The following is a 23,624-nucleotide window of genomic DNA, read 5'->3' as shown; positions in this document are numbered from 1 at the left end:
CCTCCCAAACATGAAGACCCGCGCCACTCTGCTGCTGCTCGTCGGTGCTCTGCTCGGCGGCAGCGTCGCCCTCGCACCCGCCGGCTTCGCCGAGCGCGGCGACGGCACCCAGGCTCAGCGCGCCCTGCCCTGGGAGCAGGCCCGCCTGCTGGCGGAGGTGTTGGAGCGCGTGCAGCGGGATTTCGTCGACGATGTCGATGAGGCCCAACTCATCGAAGGGGCGATCCGCGGGCTCGTGTCCGAGCTCGATCCCCATTCGGCCTTTCTCGACGCGGAGCAGTATCGCGAGATACGCATCAGCACTACGGGCAGCTATTCTGGCGTCGGCCTCGAGGTCAACGAAGTTGATGGGCACATCGTCGTCGTGACCCCCATGGAAGGCACGCCGGCGGAAGCCGCCGGTATCCAACCCGGTGATGAGCTAACCGCGATCGATGGCGAGTCGGTCGTCGGTGTCGGACTCAGCGATACCGTCATGCTCATGCGGGGCAACCCTGGCAGCGAAGTCGTGCTCGACTTCGAGCGCGGCGAGGGCGAGGGAGAGCGCGAGCACCTGACGCGAGCCCTGCGCCGGACCAATATCGCTGTCGCCAGCGTGCGCTCCCAGCTTCTAGAGCCCGGCTTTGGCTATCTGCGTATCTCCCAGTTCAGCGCCACCACGGCGCGCGACACGAATCGCGCACTCGCCAAGCTGTCCCAAACCAACGAGGGCCCGCTGAACGGCCTAGTGCTGGATCTTCGAAACAATCCCGGCGGTGTCCTGGAGGCCGCTGCGGACGTTGCCGATGCGTTTCTGGAGTCTGGCCTCATCGTCTCTGCCGATGGGCGCGTGCCGGAAGCGCGGTTCAGCATGAACGCGCACCCAGGTGATCAGCTCGACGGCGCCCCCATCGTTGTGCTCGTCAATGGCGGCACGGCATCTGCATCTGAGATTGTGGCCGGCGCTCTCAAGGACCACGAGCGCGGCGTGGTCATCGGCAAGCAAACCTACGGTAAGGGGTCGGTGCAGACGGTCATGCCGCTCTCCGCAGGGCGGGCGATCAAGCTGACCACATCCCTCTACTACACGCCGTCAGGCGCGTCGATTCACGAACGCGGTATCGAGCCTGACATCGTCGTCTCTGCGCAGGGCTCGCGCCCCCTAACGCCTACCAGCGATGTGCTCGACGACACCGTCCGTGACGGTGACCAAGTCCTGCAAAAGGGGCTAATTCACCTGAAAGGGCTGAGTCGGCAACGGGCGTCGGTGGTTGCCACGCGAACTGAAACCTCCTGAAGTCTTCGCGTTCTGTGGGCCACCCCGCCCCTCACCTCAAATTCGCACCGCTGCTGGCGTATGCCCTCGGCGTGCTCTCGCTCCTCGTGCTGCTAGCAGCCGGCGCCGACGCACGCGCTCAGGCGCAGCCCGCCGTCGCCTTCGTCATCGACGACATGGGTTACTCCCTGGAGGAAGTAGAGCAAGTGCTGGCCCTCGAAGGCCCGGTCGCAGTTGCCGTCTTGCCCGATACGCCCTACGCGGCGCCCGTAGCCACGCGAGTAGGAGCTGCGGGCCGGGAGGTGCTTCTACACCAACCGATGGCGCCGCGTAACGGAGAGCGAAATCCTGGGCCGCGGGTGCTCACGCTTGAGATGTCGGCGTATGAGTTGGACGCCATGCTCACGGAGAATCTGGCGCGGGTGCCAGGAGCGGTGGGTATGAACGGACACATGGGCAGCCTGCTTACTACCCATGCGGATGTGATGCGTGAGGTGATGCGCCTGCTCCGGCGTCGCGGCGACCTGTTCTTCGTCGACAGCTTTACGCACCCGCAGAGCGTCGGCCTGCGACAGGCTCGTCGCCACGGTTTACTCGCGACGCGACGCGATGTGTTTCTGGATCACGACCCCCGAGAGGCGGCAGTCAGGGAACAGCTCGATCGCCTGCGACGTTTGGCTCGCGAGCGCGGTAGCGCTCTTGCCATCGGCCACCCGGGAACGCCGACTTTGCGTTTGCTGCGCACCGCTATCCCGGCCCTGCGCGAGGAAGGCTATCGGGTGCTTTCGGTTCGTGAGCTCATCGCGCTGCAGAGCCCGCAGCAGCTGGAGCGTGGGTCCGACGAAGTGGCGCTGGCGCGGGGCGTGCGCGAGGGGCTCGTGCTGCCCACGGAGGCAACTGATGAGCGTCCTTAACGTCGCTCGACCCTGCCGTACTCTCCCTCCCCGCAGATGCGCTCGCCAGCTGGTGCACGGAGGTTGAGCCGTCCGCCGCCCGCGCTACCGGAGGTCTCGTCGGTCTTTTCCAGCGCCCAGCGAGAGGAGATGTTTGAGCGCGTGCGGCGAGCAGAACAGCGCTTGGCGGGCCATGCTCTTTTGACGCCGGTGTTGCCGCTCGAGTGCCTCGCAGAGAACACCGGCGGCAGCGTCGTGCTGAAGTGCGAAAATCTACAGCACACCGGTGCCTTCAAGTTTCGCGGTGCCTACAACGCGCTCGCCGCCCTTCAGGAGGCGGGCGATGCCGCACGCGGTGTGCTCACCTACTCTTCCGGCAACCATGGCCAAGCCCTGGCCATGGCCGGGAGGATGCTCGGCGTCGAGGTCACCGTGGTGATGCCGACCACCGTGCCGGCGGTGAAGCGCGAGGCGACGCAGGCACGCGGGGCGAAGATCGTGCTGTACGATCCGACCACCACGCGTCGCGAAGCGCTCGGCACCCAGCTTGCCGCTGAGCTAGGTCTGCCGATCATTCCTCCCTACGACCACCCCGATGTGATTGCCGGTCAGGCGACCGTGGGTCTCGAGATCTTGCGGCAGCCCTTGGATGTGGCGCGAATACTCGTCTGCACTGGGGGCGGTGGCTTGCTTTCGGGTATAGCCATCGCCGTGGCGATGACCGAATCAGAGTGTCAGGTAATCGGCGTGGAACCCGCCCTAGCGGACGACGCTACCCGCTCCTTTCGCAGCAAGCGTCTGTGCTGGGTCGACAACCCGCCGACTATCGCCGATGGCACTCGCACGCCTTGCCTTGGCCGCTACACCTTTCCGATCGTTATGAACCTCGTACACGACATGGTCACCGTGTCGGAGCAGGCGATATTGCAGGCCATGCGTCTTCTGTTCCGCGACGGCAAGTTGGTGGTGGAGCCCTCTGGCGCGCTCGCCACGGCAGCTCTGATAGAAGGGGCCGTGCCGCCCCTGGCCACCGACAACGGCGTTACCGTCTCGGTGATCAGCGGCGGTAACGTGGACCCGGCGCTCTACGCCGCTACGCTCGAGGGGCGTGAGCCTTCGGCCTAGTGGGCCGCTTGGTAAATGAGGTAGCGCTCAGTCTGCGTAGGGGCAGCGTCAGCAAGGCGATGCAACGCCGCGATGGCGCCCGTGCTACTCGCTGAGCGTCACCTTGTTTACCAAGCGGCCCCCTAGGGTGGCGAATCACCGTGTGCGCGGTGCGCCTGCTGCCGCTGATAGCTGCAAACCGAGGGAAACCGCTGCGAAGCGGCGTTGGTGCGTACCGCTAGCGACGGCGCTTACCAGATCGTGCCAAAAGCGCTTCTGGTCGGCTAGGCGGGCTCGGAGCAGGCCCGGACACTCATCGGCGATCTGTCCGAGGGTGCTGAAGGGCAGGGCGCGTAGCAGAGCGAGTGACTCCGGGCAGGCGCCCAGCATCCAGCGCGCGCTCGTGGGAGACGTTTGGGCCAGGTGCCAAGCGTAGGCAAGCGTGAGAAACAGGGCATCGCGCAGTGCCGAGGCGTGAGCTGGGGAGAAGCTGCTACCCCCGAGGGCGCGCCGATAGCTCGTTGGGCGGGCGTTCGGGCTCGACACTTGGCGCCAGAATTCGAGATCCCCCAAGCTCACGCCTACCAGCGCGTACGGGCATGCCGCCAACTCATCACGGCGAGCCACCGGGAGATGCGCGACGCGTTCCGCGACTGTGGCCTCGAGCCCCAACACGTGGGCGTTGTGCTCGACGCTATCGGCTGCGTGTGCGGGCGCCAGTGCCAACAGCCGAATGACTTCCAAAAACCGGCCGTTCAGGGCCGCGAGTTCACGCCGCGCTCGGGCGTCCGGTGGGCTGTATCGCCAAGGGCCTGGCGGCGCTGAGCTGTTGAGGACTTCCATCTCCAGTTCTCCCTTCGCAGCGTTCCCACCCGATCGCGCAGACGCCTGGGGTTTGCCGCGTCTTGCCTGCTCTGACTCGATTCTAGGCATTGTCCGCAGGCGGCCTGCACCGCCATAATTGCGCCAAATGGATCAATTATGAAAGCGGAGGCGCCATTTCTGATCCAAATGGCGCAATTTCCGTGTGCAATGCACCATGATTCTTGCGGTACACCTGCATGGCAGGCCACCGATAAGGAGACGAGGATGGAGCAGATTGCCGGCTACATGGATGAGTGCCAACGCACCGAATTAGCCTTGCGCATGATCGGCCACGAGGCGCGCACGTGCACGATCAAATTCTGTACGGGGCTGTCGGACGATCGAATTCGCCGGCTCTACGCTCGCTACTTCAAGGACGATGCTCAGGCGGTCAAGCGCCAGCGCGGCAAGTCGCCTTCGCGCACGGCGATCTACGTGCGCAATGCCACCTTTCAGTGCGAAGCCACGTCCCTAGCGATGTTGCTGCTGGCGAGCGATGTGCTGTCGTTGGCGTCAGACGGCCGCTTCGAGGATGCCGAGCGCGAGAATCCTCTGAAACTCGGCTTTAGTTTCTGCCTTGCCTACGAGACTTACCGCTCCCTTCACCGTACTCCGCATTTCTGTTTCGAGCGCGCGTGGGGCCTCTACCGCGCCCTCGAGCGCGGTGATGAGCTGGTGCTGATGGCTTGTGCCGCCTGCGCGGGCGTGTACGTCCATCACGTCATGGAGATGGATGAGGGGCACTGCCCCTGCTGCCGCCTCAAGGGCGTGCAGCGGCGGCGCTCAGCAAAATCAGTGCAAGACCTAGCCACCCGCCGGCGCTACGCGGCGAGCCGCGCTCAGGCGGGGTAATCGCCCGCCCTTGCCCGCCTGCCCGGGGCCGATTACCCTGCCTGGGCGTTCGCTGAGCGACGGGCTAGCATTCCCCGCGCTGAGCAGGCCAAACACGAACGCTTCGCGTTCGCCACTTCTCAATCGAGCTCCGGGGGAATCATGTCGGCATCCGTCTGCGCTGCCGCAGCAGCGTCGTCTGCGATTGCTTCGGCGCCGCGTTTCGCTTCGGTGTGGGTGCTGCGGCTTCGCTGCCGCTGAGCTTCTCCCTCACCGAACCGCACTCTAGCTTCGGCCGAGCTCCCCAGCGTCCATGGCTTCCCTGCCCGATCTGCACGGCCTCATCGTCATGCTGCTCACGCTGGGTGCGCTAGTGCTTTTCTCCCGCGATCGCCTGCCCCTGGAAACCTCCTGCCTGACCATCCTGGTTTTGCTGGTGCTGCTGTTTCAGTTCTTCCCCTACGCGCCTCAGGGTGTACCCCTCGCGCCTGCGGACTTTCTTACGGGTTTCGGACACGAGGCACTCATCACGATCTGCGCCCTGATGATCGTGGGCAAGGGCTTGGAGACCACCGGGGCGCTCAAACCGCTTGCCGTCGCCCTGTCCCAGGGGTGGCAGCGCAATCCGGTCATGTCCCTTCTCCTAACGCTCACGCTAGGTGCCCTACTCAGTGCCTTCGTCAACAACACGCCGATCGTCGTGATGTTGCTGCCGATTCTCGTCAGCGTATCGATCCAGACTCGAAAGCCTGCGTCCGGCGTCTTGATGCCGATGGGCTTGGCGACGCTCCTCGGTGGCATGGCGACCACCATCGGCACCTCCACTAACCTTTTGGTGGTCTCCATCGCGCAGGATCTGGGGCAGCCGCGCATGGGCATGTTCGACTTCACGCTGCCAGCGCTCATCGCTGGAACCGTAGGAGTTATCTACCTTTGGCAGGTGGCACCGCGCCTCCTCCCCGAGCGTCAGGCCCTGCTGAGCGATACGTCGCCGCGAGTGTTCACCGCTCTGCTCCACGTTAGCGAGGACAGCTTCGCCAACGGGCGCACGCTCGCTGAGGTGCGTAAGCGTACGGAAGATAACATCAAGATCGAGCGCATCCAGCGCGGTGAGAATCTCTACCTCACCCGTCTGCCCTCCGTGCAGATCACGGCGGGTGATCGTCTGGTGGTGAACGATACGCCGGAGCGACTGAAGGAGTTTGAGCGTGTCCTGGGTACACGGCTGCATAGCGCAGACGACCCCGAGCAGCCCATCACGGGCGACGAGCAACTCGCTGCGGTTGGTCAGCAGCTAGCCGAGGTGGTGGTGACCCGCGGCTCGCCCCTGCACCATCGCACCTTGCGGCGGACGCGCTTCTCCACACGGTACCGCTTGATGCCGCTGGCGATCCACCGAGCCAAAGGCGATCCTACGGGCAACAGCGAATTGCGCGACGTACGCCTGCGCGCGGGCGATGTCATCCTCGTGCAAGGCACGCGTGATGCAATCAATGAGCTGAAACGTTCAAACGACATGCTCGTCTTGGACGGGACCACGGACCTGCCGTACACCGAACGCGCCCGCTGGGCGTTGGGCATCATGCTTGCGGTTATCGGCTCCGCGGCTCTCGACATCATGCCGATCTCCATTAGCTCAATCAGCGGTGTGGCGTTGATGATCCTGACAGGATGCTTGACTTGGCGCGACCTGAGTTCCGCCCTGAGTGCGCCCGTCATCCTGGTGATCGTAGTGAGCCTCGCCTTAGGCTCGGCCCTGATGGCAACGGGGGGAGCTGCCTTCCTCGCAGACTCCTACGTGGGGCTGACGCAGAATCTGCCCATTCCCATCGTGATGAGTGGCTTGATGCTGCTAATGGCTGTGATCACAAACGTGGTCTCGAACAACGCCGCTGCGGTTATTGGTACCCCGATTGCGATTGGCATTGCGCAAAGCCTAGGTGCCCCGATTCAGCCCTTCGTACTAGCGGTTCTCTTCGGTGCCAATATGAGCTATGCCACCCCTATCGGCTACCAGACCAATCTGCTAGTACTGAGTGCCGGGGGATACAAGTTCAGTGACTTCCTGCGCGTGGGTGTGCCGCTGACCTTAATCATCTGGTTGACCCTGTCGGTGGTGCTGACGCTTTTCTACGGGCTATAGCGCGTCCCAGGCTCACCATGCTATTCGCGGGCAGCTCGCACCGGCATCAGCGTGACCGTCGCCTTGCTCACCAAGCGCGGACCCTGCTCTGCCTCCACCATCACCGCTGACTCGGCGACCACGATCCGCCTGCCGGACTTCAGCACTTCGCTGCGACAGCGCAACTTGTTGCCGCGCGCCCCCCGCAGCAGGTTCAATTTGAACTCGACGGAAACGACTGTTTGCGCGTCGTCGATCACCGTGGTCGCTGCGGCGCCGGCCGTGTTGTCGGCCAGGGTGGCCTGAACCCCTGCGTGCACAACACCCGTTTGTTGCAGATGGTTCGGAGTTAGCAGCAGTTCGGTCTCGACCCAACCCTGCCCGGCGTTCACCACTTCCACGCCTAGCCAACGGACGAAGGGGGCGTCAGCGGCAAGGGCGCGCACCCGTGCGAGGGCGGCTCGGGAGTCTGCACGGGTCATGGGTTGGGCCTCTTTTCGCGAGAGAGAATGAGCAAAGTGAGGGCTGCCAAGGCAGAGCCGAGCGCGGCACTCAGGAAGGCCACTGACACGCCGAACTGCTGCCAAAGCAGCCCGAATAGGGCGGTGCCTGGCAGCATCGCTAGGCCCGTGAGCATGTGGTACGTACCGAGGAGCGTGCCACGCTGGCCATCGGGCGCCGCTCGTGTGAGCAGGGCCAACTCAGCGGGGGCGCTCCAGGCCATCGCCGCCGCAAGTGACACGACCCACAAGATCGCTGCGGGCGTCGTCGCCTGCGCGGACGAAGCGCTCGCGATCCACAGCAGTAGGCCAATGCGCAGGGTCCAGCCGACTAGGATCGTCGGCAAGGTGCCAAGGCGGTCGCTGAGTTCGCCGCCAAACATAGCGACGACGGCGCGTACACCGTTGATCAGGGCGAACACCAGGAGTACGGAGGCGATGTGGTCCAGCTGCTTCGCCAGCCAGAGCACGAGAAAGGCGTCGTGCACGGCGCTGACGGCGAGCAAGGTGGCCGCTAGAAGCAGTCCACGAAGACGCCCGGGCAAGCTGGCCCATGCAGGTAGCGCTCGAGGCTTGTCTGCCGAGCGCGACCCTAGGCGCTCGCTACTCACACCGAAGAGAATCAACACCATCACCGCCAATCCCGGGATCACCGCTAGGGCGAAAAGGCCCTTGAGCGACATCCCTAGGGTGAGGGCGCCGGCACCGATCGCGGGCCCTAGGCCGGAGCCCACGTAGTCCATCGCGCGATGGAAACCGAAGGCGCGGCCCAGGCGAGCATCGTCCACGGAGGCCGCGAGAAGGGCGTCGCGCGGAGCGCCACGCAACCCCTTGCCGATACGGTCCAGGGCGCGTAGGGCCAGGACGAGGCCCCAGCTGCTGGCGATGCCGATCAGTGGCCGTACGCTACTGGCGAGTCCATAACCGGCGAGCATGAGGCGTTTGGGTCGAACACCGTTGTCAACGAGCAGTCCGGCAAGCAGCTTGAGTACACTCGCGCAGGATTGCGCGAACCCCTCCACGAGCCCGACGATCGCAGGGCCCGCACCGAGCGTTGTCGTTAGGAATAGGGGGATGACTGGCGCGAGCATCTCCCCGGCAAGATCATTGCATAATGAGATGATGCCGAGCACCACGGCGGCCCGCGGTAGGAAGCGTTGTGGGGTGACGGCCGCCTCAGCCATCGGCGCTAGTTGGGTCTGGACACGAGCATTAAGGCCAGGCCTAGGCCCGCCATTCCCCACCCGAGCCAAGGCGGCTGACCGCCGTTGAGGCCGATCAAAATCGCGCCAGCCACCAGCAGGGCGGCACCGACGTAGACACCGTGGCGCCAGCGCGCGTTCTCGCGCATGGCGCCTTGCAGCTGCTCCATCGGTGCGCTGTCCAAGCGCAGGCGGAAATCACCCCGTGAAAGGTGGTGCAACGCCTCGAGTGCAAGGGACGGCAGAGACTGCACATCCTCGCGCAGCTGCGGCAGGTGAGCGCGCAGCTTCTCGAGCGTCTCCCGACCGCTCAGGCGCTCGGTCATCCACTCCTCGAGGAACGGTTTTGCCGTGACCCAAAGATCCAGGTCCGGGTAGAGCTGGCGGCCCAGACCTTCGATGTTGAGCAGGGTTTTCTGTAGCAGGACCAGCTGCGGCTGAATCTCCATGTCGAACTGGCGAGCGGTTTGGAACAGGCGCAGTAGGAACATGCCGAAGGAGATTTCCTTCAGAGGTTTGTTGAAGACCGGTTCGCACACGGTGCGAACGGCCGTTTCCAACTCATCTACGCGGGTCCCGGCCGGCACCCAGCCGGACTCCACGTGTAGCTGGGCTACACGCTTGTAGTCGCGCTTGAAGAAGGCGAGGAGGTTGGCGGCGAGGTAATGCTGGTCTTCCGCGGTCAGGGTGCCGACGATGCCGAAGTCGACGGCTATGTAGCTCGGGTTGTTTGGCTCACTAGCGTTGACGAAGATGTTTCCCGGGTGCATGTCCGCGTGAAAGAAGTTGTGGCGGAACACCTGCGTGAAGAAGATCTCGACGCCGTAGCGCGCTAGCTGTTCCAGATTCGCATTCACCGCGTTGAGCGCTGGAACGTCGTTCACGGGAATGCCGTGAATTCGCTCCATGACCATCACGTTGGGACGGCAGAACTCGAAGTGTACCTCCGGTACGTAGAGTTGATCGCTCTCCTCGAAGTTGCGCCTCAGCTGCGCCGCGTTGCCTGCCTCTCGCATGAGGTCGAGTTCGTTGAGAATGGTCTTGCGGTACTCGCTCACCACTTCCACGGGGCGCAGTCGTCGTGCTTCAGGCCAGTACTTCTTTGCGAGTCCAGCGAGCGTCTGCAGCACCTGCACATCACTGTGGATAGTCTTCTCGATTCCCGGGCGCAGCACCTTGACGATCACCCGTTGGCCGCCGGGGAGGGTGGCGGCGTGAACTTGGGAGATCGACGCCGCTGCCAGTGGTTTCTCATCGAACTCAGCGAAAACCTCCGTTAGTGGCTTGCGATACGCTTTCTCCAAGATGGCGCGCGCTTGAGCGCCCGGAAACGGGGGTACTCGGTCTTGGAGGCGCGTTAGCTCGGTGGCGATATCGTCTGGCAGTAGATCTGGTCGTGTGGACAGTGTTTGGCCGAATTTGACGAAGATCGGGCCGAGATCCTCCAGCGCAGCCCGCAGGCGTGCACCCGCCGGTGCGCTCTCACGCCGACGCCTGCGACCGGGACGCAGGAGCAGCACAAAGCGGTAGGGCCCCAGGAGCCGCAGGTTGACGACGATGTGCTCGAAGCCGTGACGGGCGAGGACCTGGGCGATGGCAACCAGGCGTAGGAGCTGACGAATTACGGACACGTGGAGTGTGCTTTCTACCTATCGAATCACCTAACGACGGCCCATCGCCTCGACGCGCTCGCGCAAGCTGTCGATGCGCTCGCTCAAGGCGGTCAGTCGATCCTCGAAACGCTGCACCTCATCTCGCGGCGGCACGTCCCGACTCTCCTCCTTCAGAAAGTCGCTGAGGTCTCGCTGCAAGGTGCTACCGGCGCGTACGAAGAAGTCTCCAAGGCCACGCATGGCCGAGCCCAACTGGTGGGCTGGCAGGTCACCGACTAACCGTGACAGCTCCGCTTCAAAGTCCGGTCGAGCGATTGCGAATAGGCTAGCGTAGCCACCGGCAGTCCGTACGTCGCCCTGCACGTTTACCTCCACATCGCGGGCCGCTTCGAGGCTGCCCGCTTGAGCGAAGCGAGTGAGCTCAAGCAGGGGCCCAGAGACGATCGCATTCGGCTGTTCGACCACTTCGAAGCTCAAGCGCAGGGCACCCTCGACCACCGTGAAGGCGATCGCAGGCGCCTCCGTCGGATCGATCACGAGCGTTCGACCCTCGAGGTCTGCACACAGGTCATGGGCAGGCGAGGCGGCCGCGATGCGCCGGTTGAGGAGCGCTTCCAAGGGCATCAACAGGGAGTCAGGCAAAGGCATCTCGGATCTCCTTAGACCGCACGCAGTGGGCTACAGGCGATAACCCCGGTGGACCGCGACGATACCACCCATGAGGTTATGGTACCGGCAGCGGCCGAATTGCGCGTCCTCCATCATGGCCAGCAGCGTGTCCTGATCGGGGTGCATGCGGATGGACTCAGCGAGGTAGCGGTAGCTGTCCGCGTCGTTCGCTACCAGTTTGCCCATCGCCGGGAGTACATCGAAAGAGTAGCGATCGTAGAGCGGCTGGAGGGGCGGTAGGGTGAGGCGGGAGAACTCCAGCACTAGCAGCTGGCCGCCGGGCTGCAGCACGCGTCGCATCTCGCGCAGGGCACGGGGCTTGTCGGTGACATTGCGCAAGCCGAAGGCGATCGTTACCACATTGAAGAAGTTCGACGGAAAGGGCAGGGCCTCAGCGCTGGCCTGGACGAAGGCGCAGTTGGCCCCAGCGCCGGCATCGCGCAGGCGATCCCGCCCGCGTGAGACCATCCGCGCGTTGATATCTGACATCACCACCAGGCCCTCGCGTCCGACCTCGCGTAGCATCGAGCGCGAGAGGTCACCGGAGCCGGCAGCCACGTCTAAGGCGCGCTGGCCCGGGCGCAAGCGAGCGATGTCGATCGTGAAGCGCTTCCATATGCGGTGCATTCCGCCTGACATGAGATCGTTCATCAGGTCGTAGCGATCGGCGACTGAGTCGAATACTTCGCGTACGCGACCGGCCTTGTCCTCGCTGCGTACGTTCGAGAAGCCGAAGTGGGTGGTGTCTCCGGGAGTGCTGCCGTCATCTCGCCGCGGCGCCTCGTGGGCCGTGGTCTTATCGTCGCTCATGACTCATCTGCTCCATGCAATCCATCCACATGCGCCAGGTACTTCGCCCAGTTGTCATCGTGATCTCGGCCGAGCTCGTAGAGCACGCGCCAAGAGTACAGCCCCGAGTCGTGGCCATCGTCGAATACGAGGCGCACCGCGTAGTTTCCCACCGGTTCGATTCGCTCGATCACCACTTCGTGCTTATCGAGCGGCCAGTTTTCCTGACCCGGCCCGCCATGCCCACGCACCTCGGCTGAGGGGGAGTGTACGCGCAGGTACTCGGCACTAAGCGAGAAGGACCCCCCGCTCGCGTAGGAGACCTTCAGTTCGCCTCCGCTCGCTCGCAGGCGTAGCTCACTCGGCACGGGCTCCCCGAAGCGTCGCTCTGCGCTGCGCTGGTCATGCTCGCTCATGGCGGCTGGCTCGCCTACAGCACGTAGCGGGTGAGATCATCATCGGTGAGCAGATCACCCAGATGCTGATCCACGTATGCCGCGTCGATAACGATCTCGCGCCCGCCCCAGTCTGCGGCGTGGTAGGAGATCTCCTCCAACAGGCGCTCCATCACCGTGTGCAGGCGACGGGCGCCGATGTTCTCCATCCGCTCGTTGACGTGAAAAGCCACCTCTGCGATGCGCTGCACGCCCTCATCGGCGAAAGTCAAGCTAACGTTTTCTGTCGCCATGAGCGCGGAATACTGCTCACACAGGGCGCCATCGGTCTCCGTGAGTATGCGCTGGAAGTGCTCGCTGGTGAGCGCGTTCATCTCCACTCGAATCGGGAATCGCCCCTGGAGCTCGGGAATTAGATCCGAAGGCTTGGAAAGGTGAAAAGCGCCGGAGGCGATGAACAGCACGTGGTCCGTTTTGATCATGCCGTACTTGGTGTTGACGGTGCAGCCTTCGACCAAGGGCAGCAGATCGCGCTGCACGCCTTCGCGGGAAACGTCGGCGCCGCTAGCGCTCGCGTCGGCGCGACGCGTCACCTTGTCGATCTCGTCGATGAACACGATGCCCGACTGCTCCACAGCCTCGAGCGCCTTCGCCTGCAGCTCTTCTTCGTTGACCATGCGTGAGGCTTCATCGTCCGTAAGGAGTTTCATCGCTTCGCGCACGGTCACGCGCCGCGCTCGGCGCTGTTGCTGATTCAGGCCCTGGAACATGTTCTGGATCTGCCCACTGAGCTCTTCCATGCCTGGCGGCGTCATGATGTTGAAGGAGGTGGGCGTAGTGCTTACCTCGATTTCGATCTCCCGTTCATCGAGCTTGCCTTCGCGCAGCATCTTGCGGAACTTCTGGCGCGTATCGCTGCTCGAGGCGTCGGCCGCTTCGGCGAAGCTGTCGCGCTTAGATCCGGGGAGCAGTGCATCGAGCACTCGTTCCTCCGCCCCATCCTCTGCGCGATGGCGCAGGCGCGCCACCTCGCGTTCGCGGGCCAGTTTCATCGAAACGTCGGCGAGGTCGCGAACAATGCTGTCCACCTCACGCCCCACGTAGCCCACTTCCGTGAACTTCGAGGCCTCCACCTTTACGAACGGGGCGTTCTCCAGTCGCGCCAGGCGCCGCGCGATTTCCGTCTTACCCACGCCCGTGGGGCCAATCATCAGGATGTTCTTCGGCGTTATCTCGTGGCGCAGGGGTTCGTCGACGGCGGAGCGGCGCCAGCGATTTCGCAAGGCGATGGCCACGGCGCGTTTGGCGTCTTCCTGGCCGATGATGTGCTTGTCCAGTTCCTGGACGATCTCTCTCGGTGTCATCTGAGACATGGTGAAACCTACCGTTCGGTGGTCAACGCGGGCGCGGCTCAGCCGCGTTCACTCCGCGGTGGTGCTCTCCAGCTCTTCAATCGTGAGCTGGTCATTGGTGTAGATGCAGATGTCGGCCGCGATATGCAGTGCTTGCTCGACGATGCTGCGCGCATCAAGGGTGCTGTGGTCGATGAGGGCACGGGCAGCGGCCTGAGCGAAGGCACCCCCGGAGCCAATGGCCATCAGACCGTTGGGTGGCTCGATCACATCGCCGTTACCACTAACGATCAAGGAGCGCTCCTGATCCGCCACGCAGAGCAACGCCTCGAGCTGGCGCAGGGAGCGCTCGGCGCGCCAGTCTTTGGCCAGCTCGATCGCCGCCCGGGTAAGGCTGCCGTATTGCTGAAGCTTGCCCTCGAAACGCTCGAAGAGCGTGAACGCATCCGCTGTGCCGCCGGCGAAGCCCGCGATGACCCGATCGTCGCCAAGTCGGCGGATCTTCCGCGCGTTGTGCTTCATCACCGTATTGCCGAGGGTGACTTGCCCGTCGCCGCCGAGGGCAACCCGGTTGCCCCTGCGCACGGAGACTATCGTGGTGCCGTGGGCGTCGAAGAAGGGTTGATGACTCATTAATTTGTCTCCCGGCGCCTCGCGTGGACACGCGGGCCGCCGACTAGGCGTCAGCGATCAGTCTTGATCGGTGGAGCGGCGGCGCCCGGCGCGCGGATGAGCGCTTTCGTAGACGTTCGCCAGATGCTGGAAGTCCAGGTGCGTGTACACCTGTGTGGTGCTGATGTCCGCATGGCCGAGGAGTTCCTGTACTGCGCGCAGGTCCCCGCTCGATTCGAGCACATGGGTGGCGAAGCTGTGGCGGAACAAATGCGGATGCACCGTGTGATCTAGGCCTTGGGCCCGCCCCCACTGCTTCACCCGTTGCTGGACCGAACGTCTGCTCAGTCGCCTGCCCCGTTGACTGGTGAACAGAGCTTGCTCGCCCTCCCGCGCCGAGCGCACCCGAAGCCAGCGCGTCAAGGCATCGCGGGCCTGGCTGCCCACTGGCACGATGCGCATGTTGTTGCCCTTCCCAGTGACTCGGATCGTACCGTCGCGAAGGTCGAGGTCGCTGAGATTGGCACTGGTGAGCTCAGCGAGGCGAAGGCCTGAGGAGTAGAACAACTCCATGATCGCGAGGTCACGCTGTGTCAGCGGATCATCATCGACCTCCCGTAGGAGACGCGCCATCGTGTCCGGCGCCAGCACCGCGGGTAAGCGCTTATCTGCCTTGGGCGCTTGTAAGTCCTGAGCGGGATTGTTGGGGAGTTCGCCGAATTGCACGAGGGAGTTGAGCCACTGCCGAACTGCGCTAAGGCGCCGCGCCAGGCTGCGCGGGGCAAGCCCACGTCGGTGTTCCCGGGCGAGCCAATCGCGCAGTGCCGAGGCGCCGAGTTCAGCAGGGGTATCGAGTTCGCGGTCTCGACAAAACGCGAGCACGCTTGCGATGTCGCGGGTGTAGTTGCTGATGGTGTGCGCGGAGGCCCGCCGCTCCACCGCGAGTCCATGCAAGAAACGTTGGGCGCCGCGGCGCAAGGCGGGCGAGAAGGCGTCCAGGGGATCGGCTGCCGGTGCCTGTCCGTTGTCCGCCTGCTGGCTCACTTGCTCGCGGTTCACCGTTCCCGTTGGCGGATCGCCTGGGCGACCAGGCCGCCGACGCGGTTTAGGAAATCAACGCTCATGGTCGGCAGGAAGCGATCGGGGTTGATACTGCCGATCGCGAGCATGCCAATGGCGGGATCGCCGAGTGGGGTGAGGGTGGCGGAGGCCACGCGCTTCCCGTCCTCCTCGCCGAAGATGAATGTGCGCTGCGCTTCGGTGAGACGCCCACAGCGTGGTGTTTCGGAGTTCAGCAAGGAGACGAAATCACCGTTCTCATCACGTCGATCGATATGCCGAACCCATGCGCTTTCGGCTGGCGTGCCTGCCTCCAGGGCGTCTTCGAACATCAGCAGCACCGAGAACTCGGCGCTGAAGTCCTCGTTCAGGGACCGTTCGAGCTCGGCCACGGCCTCGTCGGCAGAGCGAGTCGCCAGCAACTTCTCCGCCAAGCCATGGATCTTCTCCGCCAGCGCAGTATTGCTGCCGACGATCGAGACAAGTTCTTGCAGCTTGCGCTCGAGCTTCACGTTACGAGCACGCAGGATGGCCACCTGGCGCTCTATCAGCGACACGGCGGGCCCGCTGCTCGGATCGCTCAGGCGCAGGGCGCTGAGCAAGGGGCCGTGGCGCTCGAAGAAGTCGGGGTGCATCTGCAGGTAATGAGCGATCGCCTCTTCGGAGAGATCCTGACCCGAGATTCCAGTTTTTTGTTGTGAGCTCATACTGTTACTTGTCCCCTGAACACCCATCGGGTGGCCCCTTCGAGCCACACGGGGTGGCCCTCGCCGGGCCAGCTTATCACCAGTTCTCCGCCGCGCAGCGCCAGCCTTACCACCCCCCCGACGAACTTTCCGACGCGCAGACCAACCACGGCTGCGGCGCAGGCGCCAGAGCCGCAGGCGAGCGTCTCGCCGACGCCGCGCTCGAAGACTCGCAGCCTTCCGCGGTGGTCAGTAAGGGGTTGCAGGAAGCCCACGTTCACGCCCTTCGGAAAGGCGTCTAGCTGCTGGATTGCAGGGCCGAGTTGTTCGACGGGAGCGTCGTCGACGTCCTCGACGAAGAGCACGCCGTGAGGGTTTCCCATCGAGACGGCCCCCAGTGTAACCGTTTCATTGGCCACATCGAGCCGGTACCCCCCATTCGGCCCCGGCTTCGCCGCGATAGGCACCATCGCGGGGGCGAACTCTGGCACGCCCATCGAGACGCTGACGCGCCCTTGTTCGATTCGTGCCCGGATCGTGCCAGCTGGGCTTCCAATGGTGAATTCCCCTGGGAAATCATGGCGTTCATGCAATAGGGCGGCGACGCATCGGGCGCCGTTTCCGCATTGTCCTGCGGCCGAGCCGTCAGCGTTGTAGATCCTGAACTCCGCCGTGGGTTCCGCCCCGCTTGCGGTGCGTTCGACGAGCAACAGCTGGTCAAATCCGATGCCAAGGCGGCGGTCTGCTAGGCCCTGGATGAGGGAAGGAGACAGCAGGAGTGGCCCGTGCGGCCGTTCGAGGAGGTCCAGCACCACGAAATCGTTGCCGCAGCCCTCCATCTTGTCGAAGTTCAGCTCCATAGGGGCTTCGAGCTTACCCATCAGCGCTCCGCGAACAAGCATCGTTCGTGGCTAGTGGTGCGTGATTCGTCCGCGCATGGTGGCCCCAGGAGCGGTCGGGGTATCATCTCGGCCCTTGCCAGTGGAGCCGAGCCATTTCATGAAATACAGCGACTTACAGGACTTCGTGGGGCAGCTCGAGGCGATCGGTGAGCTGCGACGGGTGCAGATCGAGGTCGATCCTAAGTTGGAGATGACGGAGATTTGTGACCGCACCCTGCGCAAGGGTGGGCCCGCGCTGCTGTTCGAGAAGGTGAAGGGGCACGATATGCCGGTGCTCGGCAATCTGTTCGGTACCCCGCGGCGGGTTGCGTTGGCGATGGGACAGGACTCGGTGGATGCCTTGCGCGAAGTGGGCGAATTGCTGGCCTTCCTGAAGTCTCCGGAGCCTCCGGCGGGTATGCGTGATGCGTGGTCGAAGCTGCCGATTTTCGGTCAAGTGCTGTCAATGGCGCCGAAAAGCACAGGAAGTGCGCCGTGGCAGCGCAACGTGTTGGAAGGTGATGCAGTCGATTTGGAGCGCCTGCCGATTCAAACGTGCTGGCCCGGCGATGCTGGGCCGCTGCTGACATGGGGCCTGACGATCACCCGAGGGCCCGCCCGAAAGCGCCATAACTTGGGCATCTATCGCCAGCAGCTGATCGGGCGCAACCGCTTGATCATGCGCTGGCTCGCCCATCGTGGTGGTGCTACGGATTTTCAGGCGTTCCAGCAGGCGCATCCAGGGGAGCCCTTTCCCGTCGCGGTTGCCCTCGGCGCCGACCCGGCGACGATCTTGGGCGCCGTGACACCAGTGCCTGACACCCTGTCCGAGCATGCGTTCGCTGGCCTACTGCGCGGCTCGCGCACGGTGACCGTGAGGAGTGACCTGACGGGACTGGATGTGCCTGTCAGTGCCGAAATAGTGCTCGAAGGCCACCTCCGGCCCGGTGACACGGCACCGGAGGGCCCTTTCGGTGACCACACGGGCTATTACAACGAGGTCAGCGATTTTCCGGTCTTCACGGTGGATCGCATGAGCTGGCGTGATCAGGCGATCTACCACAGCACTTATACGGGGCGCCCACCGGACGAGCCGGCCATCCTAGGGGTCGCTCTCAATGAGGTTTTCGTCCCCATACTGCGCAAGCAGTTCCCAGAGATCGTCGACTTCTACCTGCCGCCGGAAGCCTGCTCCTACCGCCTAGCTGTAGTCACGATGAGAAAGGAGTATCCGGGCCACGCGAAGCGCGTGATGATGGGAGTCTGGTCTTTCCTGCGCCAGTTCATGTACACCAAATTCGTGATCGTTCTCGATGACGACATCGATGCGCGGGATTGGCAGGACGTTATCTGGGCGATCTCTACGCGCGTGGACCCCACGCGCGATGTTACGATGATCGATAACACACCTATCGATTATCTTGACTTCGCCTCGCCCGTTGCGGGCTTGGGCTCGAAGATGGGTATCGACGCTACATCGAAGTGGGCAGGCGAGACCGATCGCGAATGGGGAACGCCCATTCGGATGGATCCCGCGGTTATCGCGCGCGTAGACGCGATGTGGAGCGATCTCGGTATCGACTAGGCGCGCGCGCTTGGCGAACCCCCGCGCGGCGACGGACGATTCGCTTAGGCCGAATCGTCGCGTTGCTGCAGGCGTGCGTCGTCGGAGGCGCGTTCGGACGTACCACCCCCGCTGCCCTGGTCATTGCTCCGACGCTCGGAGTGGCCGTTGCCATTTCCGTTGCCAACAACACCGTAGTGGCCGTTGCTGTGAGTCAGATGACCGTTGCCGTTCGAGTGCGCCGCGACCAGGCGATGTCCCGCGTTGACCGGTACCCGGGCATCGCGCTCTGCCTGCTCGGCCCGTGCTTGCTTGCGGTACTCCGTGGGCGTAACGCTCGCAAAGCGCTTGAAGGCACGCTGGAACGTGCGCAAGTCACGGAAGCCAACCTTACGCGAGACATTGGTGATGCTCAGGTCCGTGTCCGCAAGCAGGTGCATCGCTCTCAGGACGCGCGTGTAGTTGAGCCAGCTGTGGAAACAAACACCCGTCTTCTCGTGGAAGAAGGACGAGAAGTAGCTAGCTTCCAGATTGGCCACTCGCGCAGCGTCGACGAGGGAGATACGCGCGGTCGGATTGTCCTCACAATACCGCCTCACCCGGGCGAGTCGCGGGTTATCGCGAAACGACTCCGTCTTGATCTTGTCAGGATCGAACTCTGCCACTGCCGTCATCCCATCTTGGGGCCAGTGAGCGAGCGGGCGTGCCCCGCCGTTGTGATCTCTGGCCTTGTGCAAATCCCCGCGCGCGCCCCCTAGGGACCCGTCGCGGTAAGTCCATCTGACCACATTTGTGTCTAGATTGCATTACAGATGCATGTGTCAGGACGGGATTACACGCAATTCTTGCCGTGGGCTCCTCCGCTTTCCCGCAATGAATCCAAAGAAACGCCGGGTTCCGCTCCGCAGCCGGTAGGTTTGAGCGGCGGAAGAGGCTCAGGGGGGCTGTGGCGCAACGGGGTATCCAGGACCGCTAAGGTTTGGCGCGGCGTTTGCGCCCCCGGCTTCCGGGCCTCCGTGGCCCGCGTGTTGCACCGGCGGAGTCTGACGTCTCGTCCCCGACGCCCACCATGGCGGGTTCCGGCGGCGGGCGATCGTTGACTGCGAGCTGCTCCAGCCTCGCCGGAACGCCGCTGCTACGCCCCTCAGTGGTGTGGGCAAGAGCTGAACGAAAGGCGATCGTGGCTTCCGCGTGGCGACCTTGCTCGTCCAACAGGCGGCCGTACAGCTCGAGACTTTCGAGTCGAGGGGCTTGCTCGAGGGAGGACTCTAGGCGCGCAATCGCCTTCAGGGGGTCATGGGCTGCGCCGATCGCTGCGGCAGCGAAGAGCAGCGCCGGGTCCTCCTGGCGCTTGCGTCGCCAGGCGGTGATTTGGGGCTGCAGCCTGCGTTGCTGCGCCTCGCTTAGCTGACCGACCGTGTACAGCAGCTCCGGCTGCCACTGGTCCCGCATACTGCGTTTGATCACCTCGGCCGCCTCGGCTTCGTCGCCGGCTTGGATAAGTGCGCCGACGTAGCAGTGGGTGAGGCGAGGGTCTTTCTGCTTCCTGCCGAGTTGCTTCCAACGACGCTTCAAGCCTGGCCCGTCGAGGCGCTTCGCCGCAATCGTAATAGCGTGGCCCGTCACTTCGCTCTCGAGTGCTTGCAAGCTGAGGGCCGGGAGCGCCTTCTCCTTCTTGAGGCGCGGCAAGAGCTCGTCCAACAGGCTCCATTCCTGCCGTTGCTGGTAGATTTGCGCCTGAAGGGCGAGGCAGCGCGCGTGGCGGGGGCGGATCGTCTCCAAGCGCCTCAGCGTTTTGAGCGCGCGGTCGAGATCCCCCTCACCGATCTCGAGCTCGGCCTGAGTAATAAGAACTGCAGGGGCATCGCCCGGCGCGTGGTCGTTGGCGCGTTTCAGCCAACTGTCTCGACGCGCGCGTGCACCCTGACGCTGCGCTGCCCTTGCCGCTTCCAGGTAGGCGAGCACCGGCGCATCGCCGCGCACCGCTTGGCGAGTGAGGATGCGTTCGCCCCGCGCTAGGTTTCCGGCGCTGATCTCGCTCAGGCCCCGTGTGAGCGCACCCTGGGCAATCGCTTTCTCACGTGCGCCTAGGGCGCTGCCGATACGTCTGGGTGCACCCAGTACCTGGGCGAGTATGCGGATGGCCACGTACAGAGCCACCAGAATCATGATCAGTCCGGGAACGGATGTTTGCAGGCTCGCGTCGAGGAATCGGATCTGCACGTAGCCCCGGTCTTCGAGGAGAAAATGGGCACTGAACGCGCCGAGGAACAGCCCGATTAGCAGAACGATGCCAAGCCTCATGGCGAACGCTCCGAGGCCTCGCGCAGGGCTACTAGAGATGCGCTGATGTCGGGACGCTCGGGCGCGATCTGCACTTCCCATAGGGCGCCGAGTTGCTCGCGCATTGCGTTCACCGAGCCTGATCGCAGATCAAACCCGCCGCCGGTCAGCGTCCGTTGCGCCGCTTCTATGCTCACGCGATAGTTGATTTGATCGCCTTTCAGACATGCTAGGCGTGCCGTTAGCAGTTGCAGCTCGAGGTTTCGGTGGAGGAAAAACTTCTCGTCCGGCTCGAGTAAGGGAATCACCGGTGAGTCGTCGCGGCGAAAAGACACTAGACTCGAAAGAGCGCCCTGAAACGCTGCCCGAGCGCGGCCCCAGCCTGCCGGCTCCTGTGGATCCCCGCCCTCTACGAGAAGGTTGCGCGTACGGTCTTCCAGCAAGGGCAGTTCCAGCGCCTGGGCAGCTAGGGCCCCCAAGCTAATCGCCACGCCCGATACGTCGGTACGCGGCATCGCTTGCACAGCCCCTATGTCCGCTGCTAGCGCCTCGCGAACAGTCGTCAGGCGTGGTGAGGTGAGCGATGCTAGATGGTCGTCCGCCGCTTCTAGTGCCGCGAGGGCGACCTGCCGATCGCCGGCCAGGGCAAGCGCCGTATTGGCCGTTTGCATTAGGTACTCGGCTTCGGCCATCACCCATCGATCACGGGCGTTACGGAGCACACCGCCCGCATCCGCCAGTGCTTGCTCGTTGCGACTAATGCTCTGTCGTACCTCGCTAAGTTGTAAGGTAAGGCCCTCCACTGTGCGCCCGAGGGCCTCGATCGCTGCATCCCCCTGAGCGCTCTGTACCTCGAGGGCCGAAACGGCAGGCGCGAGTTGACGCAGGGTGCTTTCCTGATTGTCGATGCGGTTAGCGAGGCGCATCTCGATGGCGCTCGACGTATTGGCCACATCTGCGCGGGCGGCGCCGGCTGCTTCCCTTGCGGAGCCTAGGTCTTGCAGGAGCGAGGATTGGTTCTGCCAGAAGGAAAAGACCGCGATGCAGGCCACGGCCGCCAGCACCAACGCCGCGAACCCAAGCGGGTTCTGGGTGGCCGCCGACGTATCTTCATGGTTGCTGGACGAGGTGCTGGTTTGCCGGCTGCTGTCGGCTGCTGAGGCGCTCTCCGGCTCGGGTGTGGTGCTGCTCATGCCCGGCGCCTCCAGACGGAGCGGCGAAACGCTAGCGTCGTGATCCCCACCATGCCTCCATGGCGCTTAGCAGCGCCTCGTTGTCGGCGCCCCGGCTTGTCAGGGGCGGTAGCTTGAACCCAGCCACGCTCATGGCGGCCTGGGCGATCCGTCGGCTCGGCGCTATCACGTGCGATGAGCTCCGCACTAAATCGGCCTCAGCACCGAGCAATAACAACGTATTATCCAGAATTTCTAAACTAGTTGCTGTAATGATGTGTGGGGCACCCGCCGACCGAATGGCAGCCCTTGCGGCAACGGCGCGCTCGGGCCCCGGCCGGCGCCTGACGTATGCCTGCGCGTAGCGCACATCGAAACCGCGCTCGCCCAAGGTGCTGGCGAGCAACTCGCGGCCGCCCACGCCGCGCACGATGAGCACCTCGGACTGGTCTTCGGGATGCGCCAATGCAGGATGCCCCAGCAGGGCCTCGGTGGTGTAGGTGTCATTCTCCGGCGTTATATCTACGCGGATGCCGCGCGAAGCCAGTGCTTTGGCCGTGGCACTACCGATTGCGGCGACCTGCCGGCCGCGCACGTGGTTCTCAGTGAGCAAGCAACTGCCGTGGGCGACGGCGGGCACGCTGACGAAAATCACCAAACCCACGTCACGCGTCTGCGCGAGCTGGCCAACGAGCGCAGGGCGATCGACAGGCTCGGTCTCGATCGCCGGCAAGCAGACCGCCTCGCCATCGCGCCGTTCTACGGCATCGGCAAGTGCTCGATTGGAGGGCTCCGGACGCGTTATGAGGGCGCGTAGGCCCCGTAGGCTGCTGCTAGGCTGTGCATGGTCCCTCAAGCGCTGGGGGCGGCGACCAATTTCGCCGCGCCCTGTGCCAGCAACGCTTCGGCGACCTCATGCCCCAGGGCCTTCGGATCACCGCGCGAGCTGGCGCTTGCTTCGAGCAGACGCGATCCATCGAGCGCGCCCACGCGCCCCCTGAGGGTGAGCTCTCCATCATCGGCGAGCGTGGCGAAGCCCGCGATCGGAGAATGGCAATTGCCTTCCAGGGCCATATTGAGCGCGCGTTCGGCCGCGACGCAGGTGGCTGTTGGCACGTGGTTGATGGTGGCCATGAGCTCGATCACTCGTGCATCAGCCTCGCGACACTCGATGCCGACCGCGCCCTGACCGATCGCCGGTAGGGACGTCTCGATGTCGAACGCATCGGTGATGCGCGCTCCCAAGCCCAGTCGCTCCAGCCCAGCGACTGCCAGCACGATGGCATCCCACTGCTCAGACTCGAGCTTGCTGAGGCGTGTCTGTAAGTTGCCGCGCAGGGTGCCGATCTGCAGATCCGGCCGCTTTGCTAGCAGTTGAACGCGGCGGCGGAGGCTGGAAGTGCCAAGGCGCGCGGCTTCGGGTAGATCCGCAAAGCGCTCATGCTTGAGGGATACGAAGGCGTCGCGAGGATCTGCTCGCTCCAGCACGGCACAGATAGTCATGCCGTCGGGTAAGTCGGCAGGCACGTCCTTCATAGAGTGCACGGCGATCTGTGCACGCTCTTCCACGAGAGCCACTTCGAGCTCTTTCAGGAACAGCCCCTTTCCACCGATCTCGGCGAGAGACTGGGAGAGCATCTCGTCGCCCTGCGTGGTCATCGGGAGCAGGTCGGTGGCGAGATCGGGGTGAGCGGTGGCGAGGGCGTCTTGAACGTAATGCGCCTGCCAGAGGGCGAGTTCACTGCGTCGCGTGGCGATGCGTAGGCTGGACATGCGGG

General features: G+C 64.1%; 23 protein-coding genes. 6 read left to right on the top strand and 17 right to left on the bottom strand.

Annotated elements, in window-relative coordinates; translation table 11 throughout:
* The first annotated feature begins 10 nt into the window (after positions 1-10).
* The 3 genes from AAGA68_03275 to AAGA68_03265 all read left to right on the top strand — a co-directional run bounded on the left by AAGA68_03275 (position 11) and on the right by AAGA68_03265 (position 3,273).
* Positions 11-1,276, top strand: coding sequence for a S41 family peptidase (locus AAGA68_03275; GenBank protein ID MEM9384054.1), 1,266 nt, complete (start codon positions 11-13; stop codon positions 1,274-1,276).
* Between the two features lie 14 nt (positions 1,277-1,290).
* Complete coding sequence (locus AAGA68_03270; GenBank protein ID MEM9384053.1) at positions 1,291-2,169, top strand: divergent polysaccharide deacetylase family protein; 879 nt, start codon at positions 1,291-1,293, stop codon at positions 2,167-2,169.
* A gap of 129 nt (positions 2,170-2,298) precedes the next feature.
* Entirely contained in the window at positions 2,299-3,273 is a 975-nt protein-coding gene (locus tag AAGA68_03265; protein MEM9384052.1) for a pyridoxal-phosphate dependent enzyme, read from the top strand.
* A 135-nt stretch (positions 3,274-3,408) separates the two neighbouring features.
* On the opposite strand, the gene AAGA68_03260 is transcribed toward AAGA68_03265, so the two are convergent.
* Positions 3,409-4,095, bottom strand: a complete 687-nt coding sequence (locus AAGA68_03260) for a hypothetical protein (GenBank protein ID MEM9384051.1) — start codon at positions 4,093-4,095, stop codon at positions 3,409-3,411.
* Positions 4,096-4,341: 246 nt separating this feature from the next.
* Between AAGA68_03260 and AAGA68_03255 the strand changes: the two genes are divergently transcribed.
* Together AAGA68_03255 and AAGA68_03250 are read left to right on the top strand one after the other, a co-directional pair.
* A complete protein-coding gene (locus AAGA68_03255; GenBank protein ID MEM9384050.1) occupies positions 4,342-4,968 on the top strand; it encodes a FlhC family transcriptional regulator in 627 nt (208 codons plus the stop codon).
* 292 nt (positions 4,969-5,260) lie between these two features.
* Positions 5,261-7,090 (top strand): SLC13 family permease, encoded by a 1,830-nt coding sequence (locus AAGA68_03250; protein ID MEM9384049.1) that lies wholly within the window; start codon positions 5,261-5,263, stop codon positions 7,088-7,090.
* 20 nt (positions 7,091-7,110) lie between these two features.
* Here AAGA68_03250 and AAGA68_03245 read toward each other — a convergent pair whose 3' ends face one another.
* The 11 genes from AAGA68_03245 to dapF are packed head-to-tail and all read right to left on the bottom strand — an operon-like array spanning position 7,111 to position 16,827.
* Positions 7,111-7,551: a PaaI family thioesterase gene (locus AAGA68_03245; GenBank protein ID MEM9384048.1), complete on the bottom strand. Its 441-nt coding sequence runs from the start codon at positions 7,549-7,551 to the stop codon at positions 7,111-7,113.
* Entirely contained in the window at positions 7,548-8,753 is a 1,206-nt protein-coding gene (locus AAGA68_03240; protein MEM9384047.1) for an MFS transporter, read from the bottom strand. Before AAGA68_03240 ends, AAGA68_03245 begins: the two co-directional genes overlap by 4 nt.
* Positions 8,754-8,758: 5 nt before the next feature.
* Complete coding sequence (gene ubiB, locus AAGA68_03235) at positions 8,759-10,402, bottom strand: ubiquinone biosynthesis regulatory protein kinase UbiB (protein MEM9384046.1); 1,644 nt, start codon at positions 10,400-10,402, stop codon at positions 8,759-8,761.
* Between the two features lie 30 nt (positions 10,403-10,432).
* Positions 10,433-11,032: a hypothetical protein gene (locus tag AAGA68_03230; GenBank protein ID MEM9384045.1), complete on the bottom strand. Its 600-nt coding sequence runs from the start codon at positions 11,030-11,032 to the stop codon at positions 10,433-10,435.
* Positions 11,033-11,062: 30 nt separating this feature from the next.
* Complete coding sequence (gene ubiE / locus AAGA68_03225) at positions 11,063-11,863, bottom strand: bifunctional demethylmenaquinone methyltransferase/2-methoxy-6-polyprenyl-1,4-benzoquinol methylase UbiE (GenBank protein ID MEM9384044.1); 801 nt, start codon at positions 11,861-11,863, stop codon at positions 11,063-11,065.
* Positions 11,860-12,258 carry a gamma-butyrobetaine hydroxylase-like domain-containing protein gene (locus AAGA68_03220; protein ID MEM9384043.1) on the bottom strand — a complete coding sequence of 133 codons (399 nt, stop codon included), beginning with the start codon at positions 12,256-12,258 and terminating at the stop codon, positions 11,860-11,862. Before AAGA68_03220 ends, ubiE begins: the two co-directional genes overlap by 4 nt.
* 14 nt (positions 12,259-12,272) lie before the next feature.
* Positions 12,273-13,610: an ATP-dependent protease ATPase subunit HslU gene (gene hslU / locus AAGA68_03215; GenBank protein ID MEM9384042.1), complete on the bottom strand. Its 1,338-nt coding sequence runs from the start codon at positions 13,608-13,610 to the stop codon at positions 12,273-12,275.
* A gap of 48 nt (positions 13,611-13,658) precedes the next feature.
* Positions 13,659-14,222 carry an ATP-dependent protease subunit HslV gene (gene hslV / locus AAGA68_03210; protein MEM9384041.1) on the bottom strand — a complete coding sequence of 188 codons (564 nt, stop codon included), beginning with the start codon at positions 14,220-14,222 and terminating at the stop codon, positions 13,659-13,661.
* A gap of 57 nt (positions 14,223-14,279) precedes the next feature.
* A complete protein-coding gene (xerC, locus tag AAGA68_03205; GenBank protein ID MEM9384040.1) occupies positions 14,280-15,260 on the bottom strand; it encodes a tyrosine recombinase XerC in 981 nt (326 codons plus the stop codon).
* Positions 15,257-15,967 (bottom strand): DUF484 family protein, encoded by a 711-nt coding sequence (locus AAGA68_03200; protein ID MEM9384039.1) that lies wholly within the window; start codon positions 15,965-15,967, stop codon positions 15,257-15,259. Before AAGA68_03200 ends, xerC begins: the two co-directional genes overlap by 4 nt.
* Complete coding sequence (dapF, locus tag AAGA68_03195) at positions 15,964-16,827, bottom strand: diaminopimelate epimerase (GenBank protein ID MEM9384038.1); 864 nt, start codon at positions 16,825-16,827, stop codon at positions 15,964-15,966. The genes AAGA68_03200 and dapF overlap by 4 nt, the downstream gene beginning before the upstream one ends.
* 118 nt (positions 16,828-16,945) lie before the next feature.
* Between dapF and ubiD the strand changes: the two genes are divergently transcribed.
* Positions 16,946-18,412, top strand: a complete 1,467-nt coding sequence (gene ubiD, locus AAGA68_03190) for a 4-hydroxy-3-polyprenylbenzoate decarboxylase (protein MEM9384037.1) — start codon at positions 16,946-16,948, stop codon at positions 18,410-18,412.
* 44 nt (positions 18,413-18,456) lie between these two features.
* Here the strand turns inward: ubiD and AAGA68_03185 are convergent, their stop codons facing one another.
* The 5 genes from AAGA68_03185 to hemC form a co-directional block, all read right to left on the bottom strand.
* A complete protein-coding gene (locus tag AAGA68_03185; protein MEM9384036.1) occupies positions 18,457-19,056 on the bottom strand; it encodes an AraC family transcriptional regulator in 600 nt (199 codons plus the stop codon).
* Positions 19,057-19,363: 307 nt separating this feature from the next.
* Positions 19,364-20,695 (bottom strand): heme biosynthesis HemY N-terminal domain-containing protein, encoded by a 1,332-nt coding sequence (locus AAGA68_03180; GenBank protein ID MEM9384035.1) that lies wholly within the window; start codon positions 20,693-20,695, stop codon positions 19,364-19,366.
* Positions 20,692-21,867: a uroporphyrinogen-III C-methyltransferase gene (locus tag AAGA68_03175; protein MEM9384034.1), complete on the bottom strand. Its 1,176-nt coding sequence runs from the start codon at positions 21,865-21,867 to the stop codon at positions 20,692-20,694. Before AAGA68_03175 ends, AAGA68_03180 begins: the two co-directional genes overlap by 4 nt.
* Positions 21,868-21,898: 31 nt before the next feature.
* The gene (locus tag AAGA68_03170) at positions 21,899-22,702 is read right to left on the bottom strand and encodes a uroporphyrinogen-III synthase (GenBank protein MEM9384033.1); all 804 of its coding nucleotides are present in this window, start codon (positions 22,700-22,702) and stop codon (positions 21,899-21,901) included.
* Positions 22,699-23,619 carry a hydroxymethylbilane synthase gene (gene hemC / locus AAGA68_03165; protein MEM9384032.1) on the bottom strand — a complete coding sequence of 307 codons (921 nt, stop codon included), beginning with the start codon at positions 23,617-23,619 and terminating at the stop codon, positions 22,699-22,701. The genes AAGA68_03170 and hemC overlap by 4 nt, the downstream gene beginning before the upstream one ends.
* Positions 23,620-23,624: the final 5 nt, after the last annotated feature.

It is taken from the genome of Pseudomonadota bacterium (assembly GCA_039193195.1).
GTDB lineage: Bacteria > Pseudomonadota > Gammaproteobacteria > Steroidobacterales > JBCBZW01 > JBCBZW01.
Note: the sequence above shows the minus strand (reverse complement) of the source record. Positions and strands in the feature narration are given on the sequence as shown.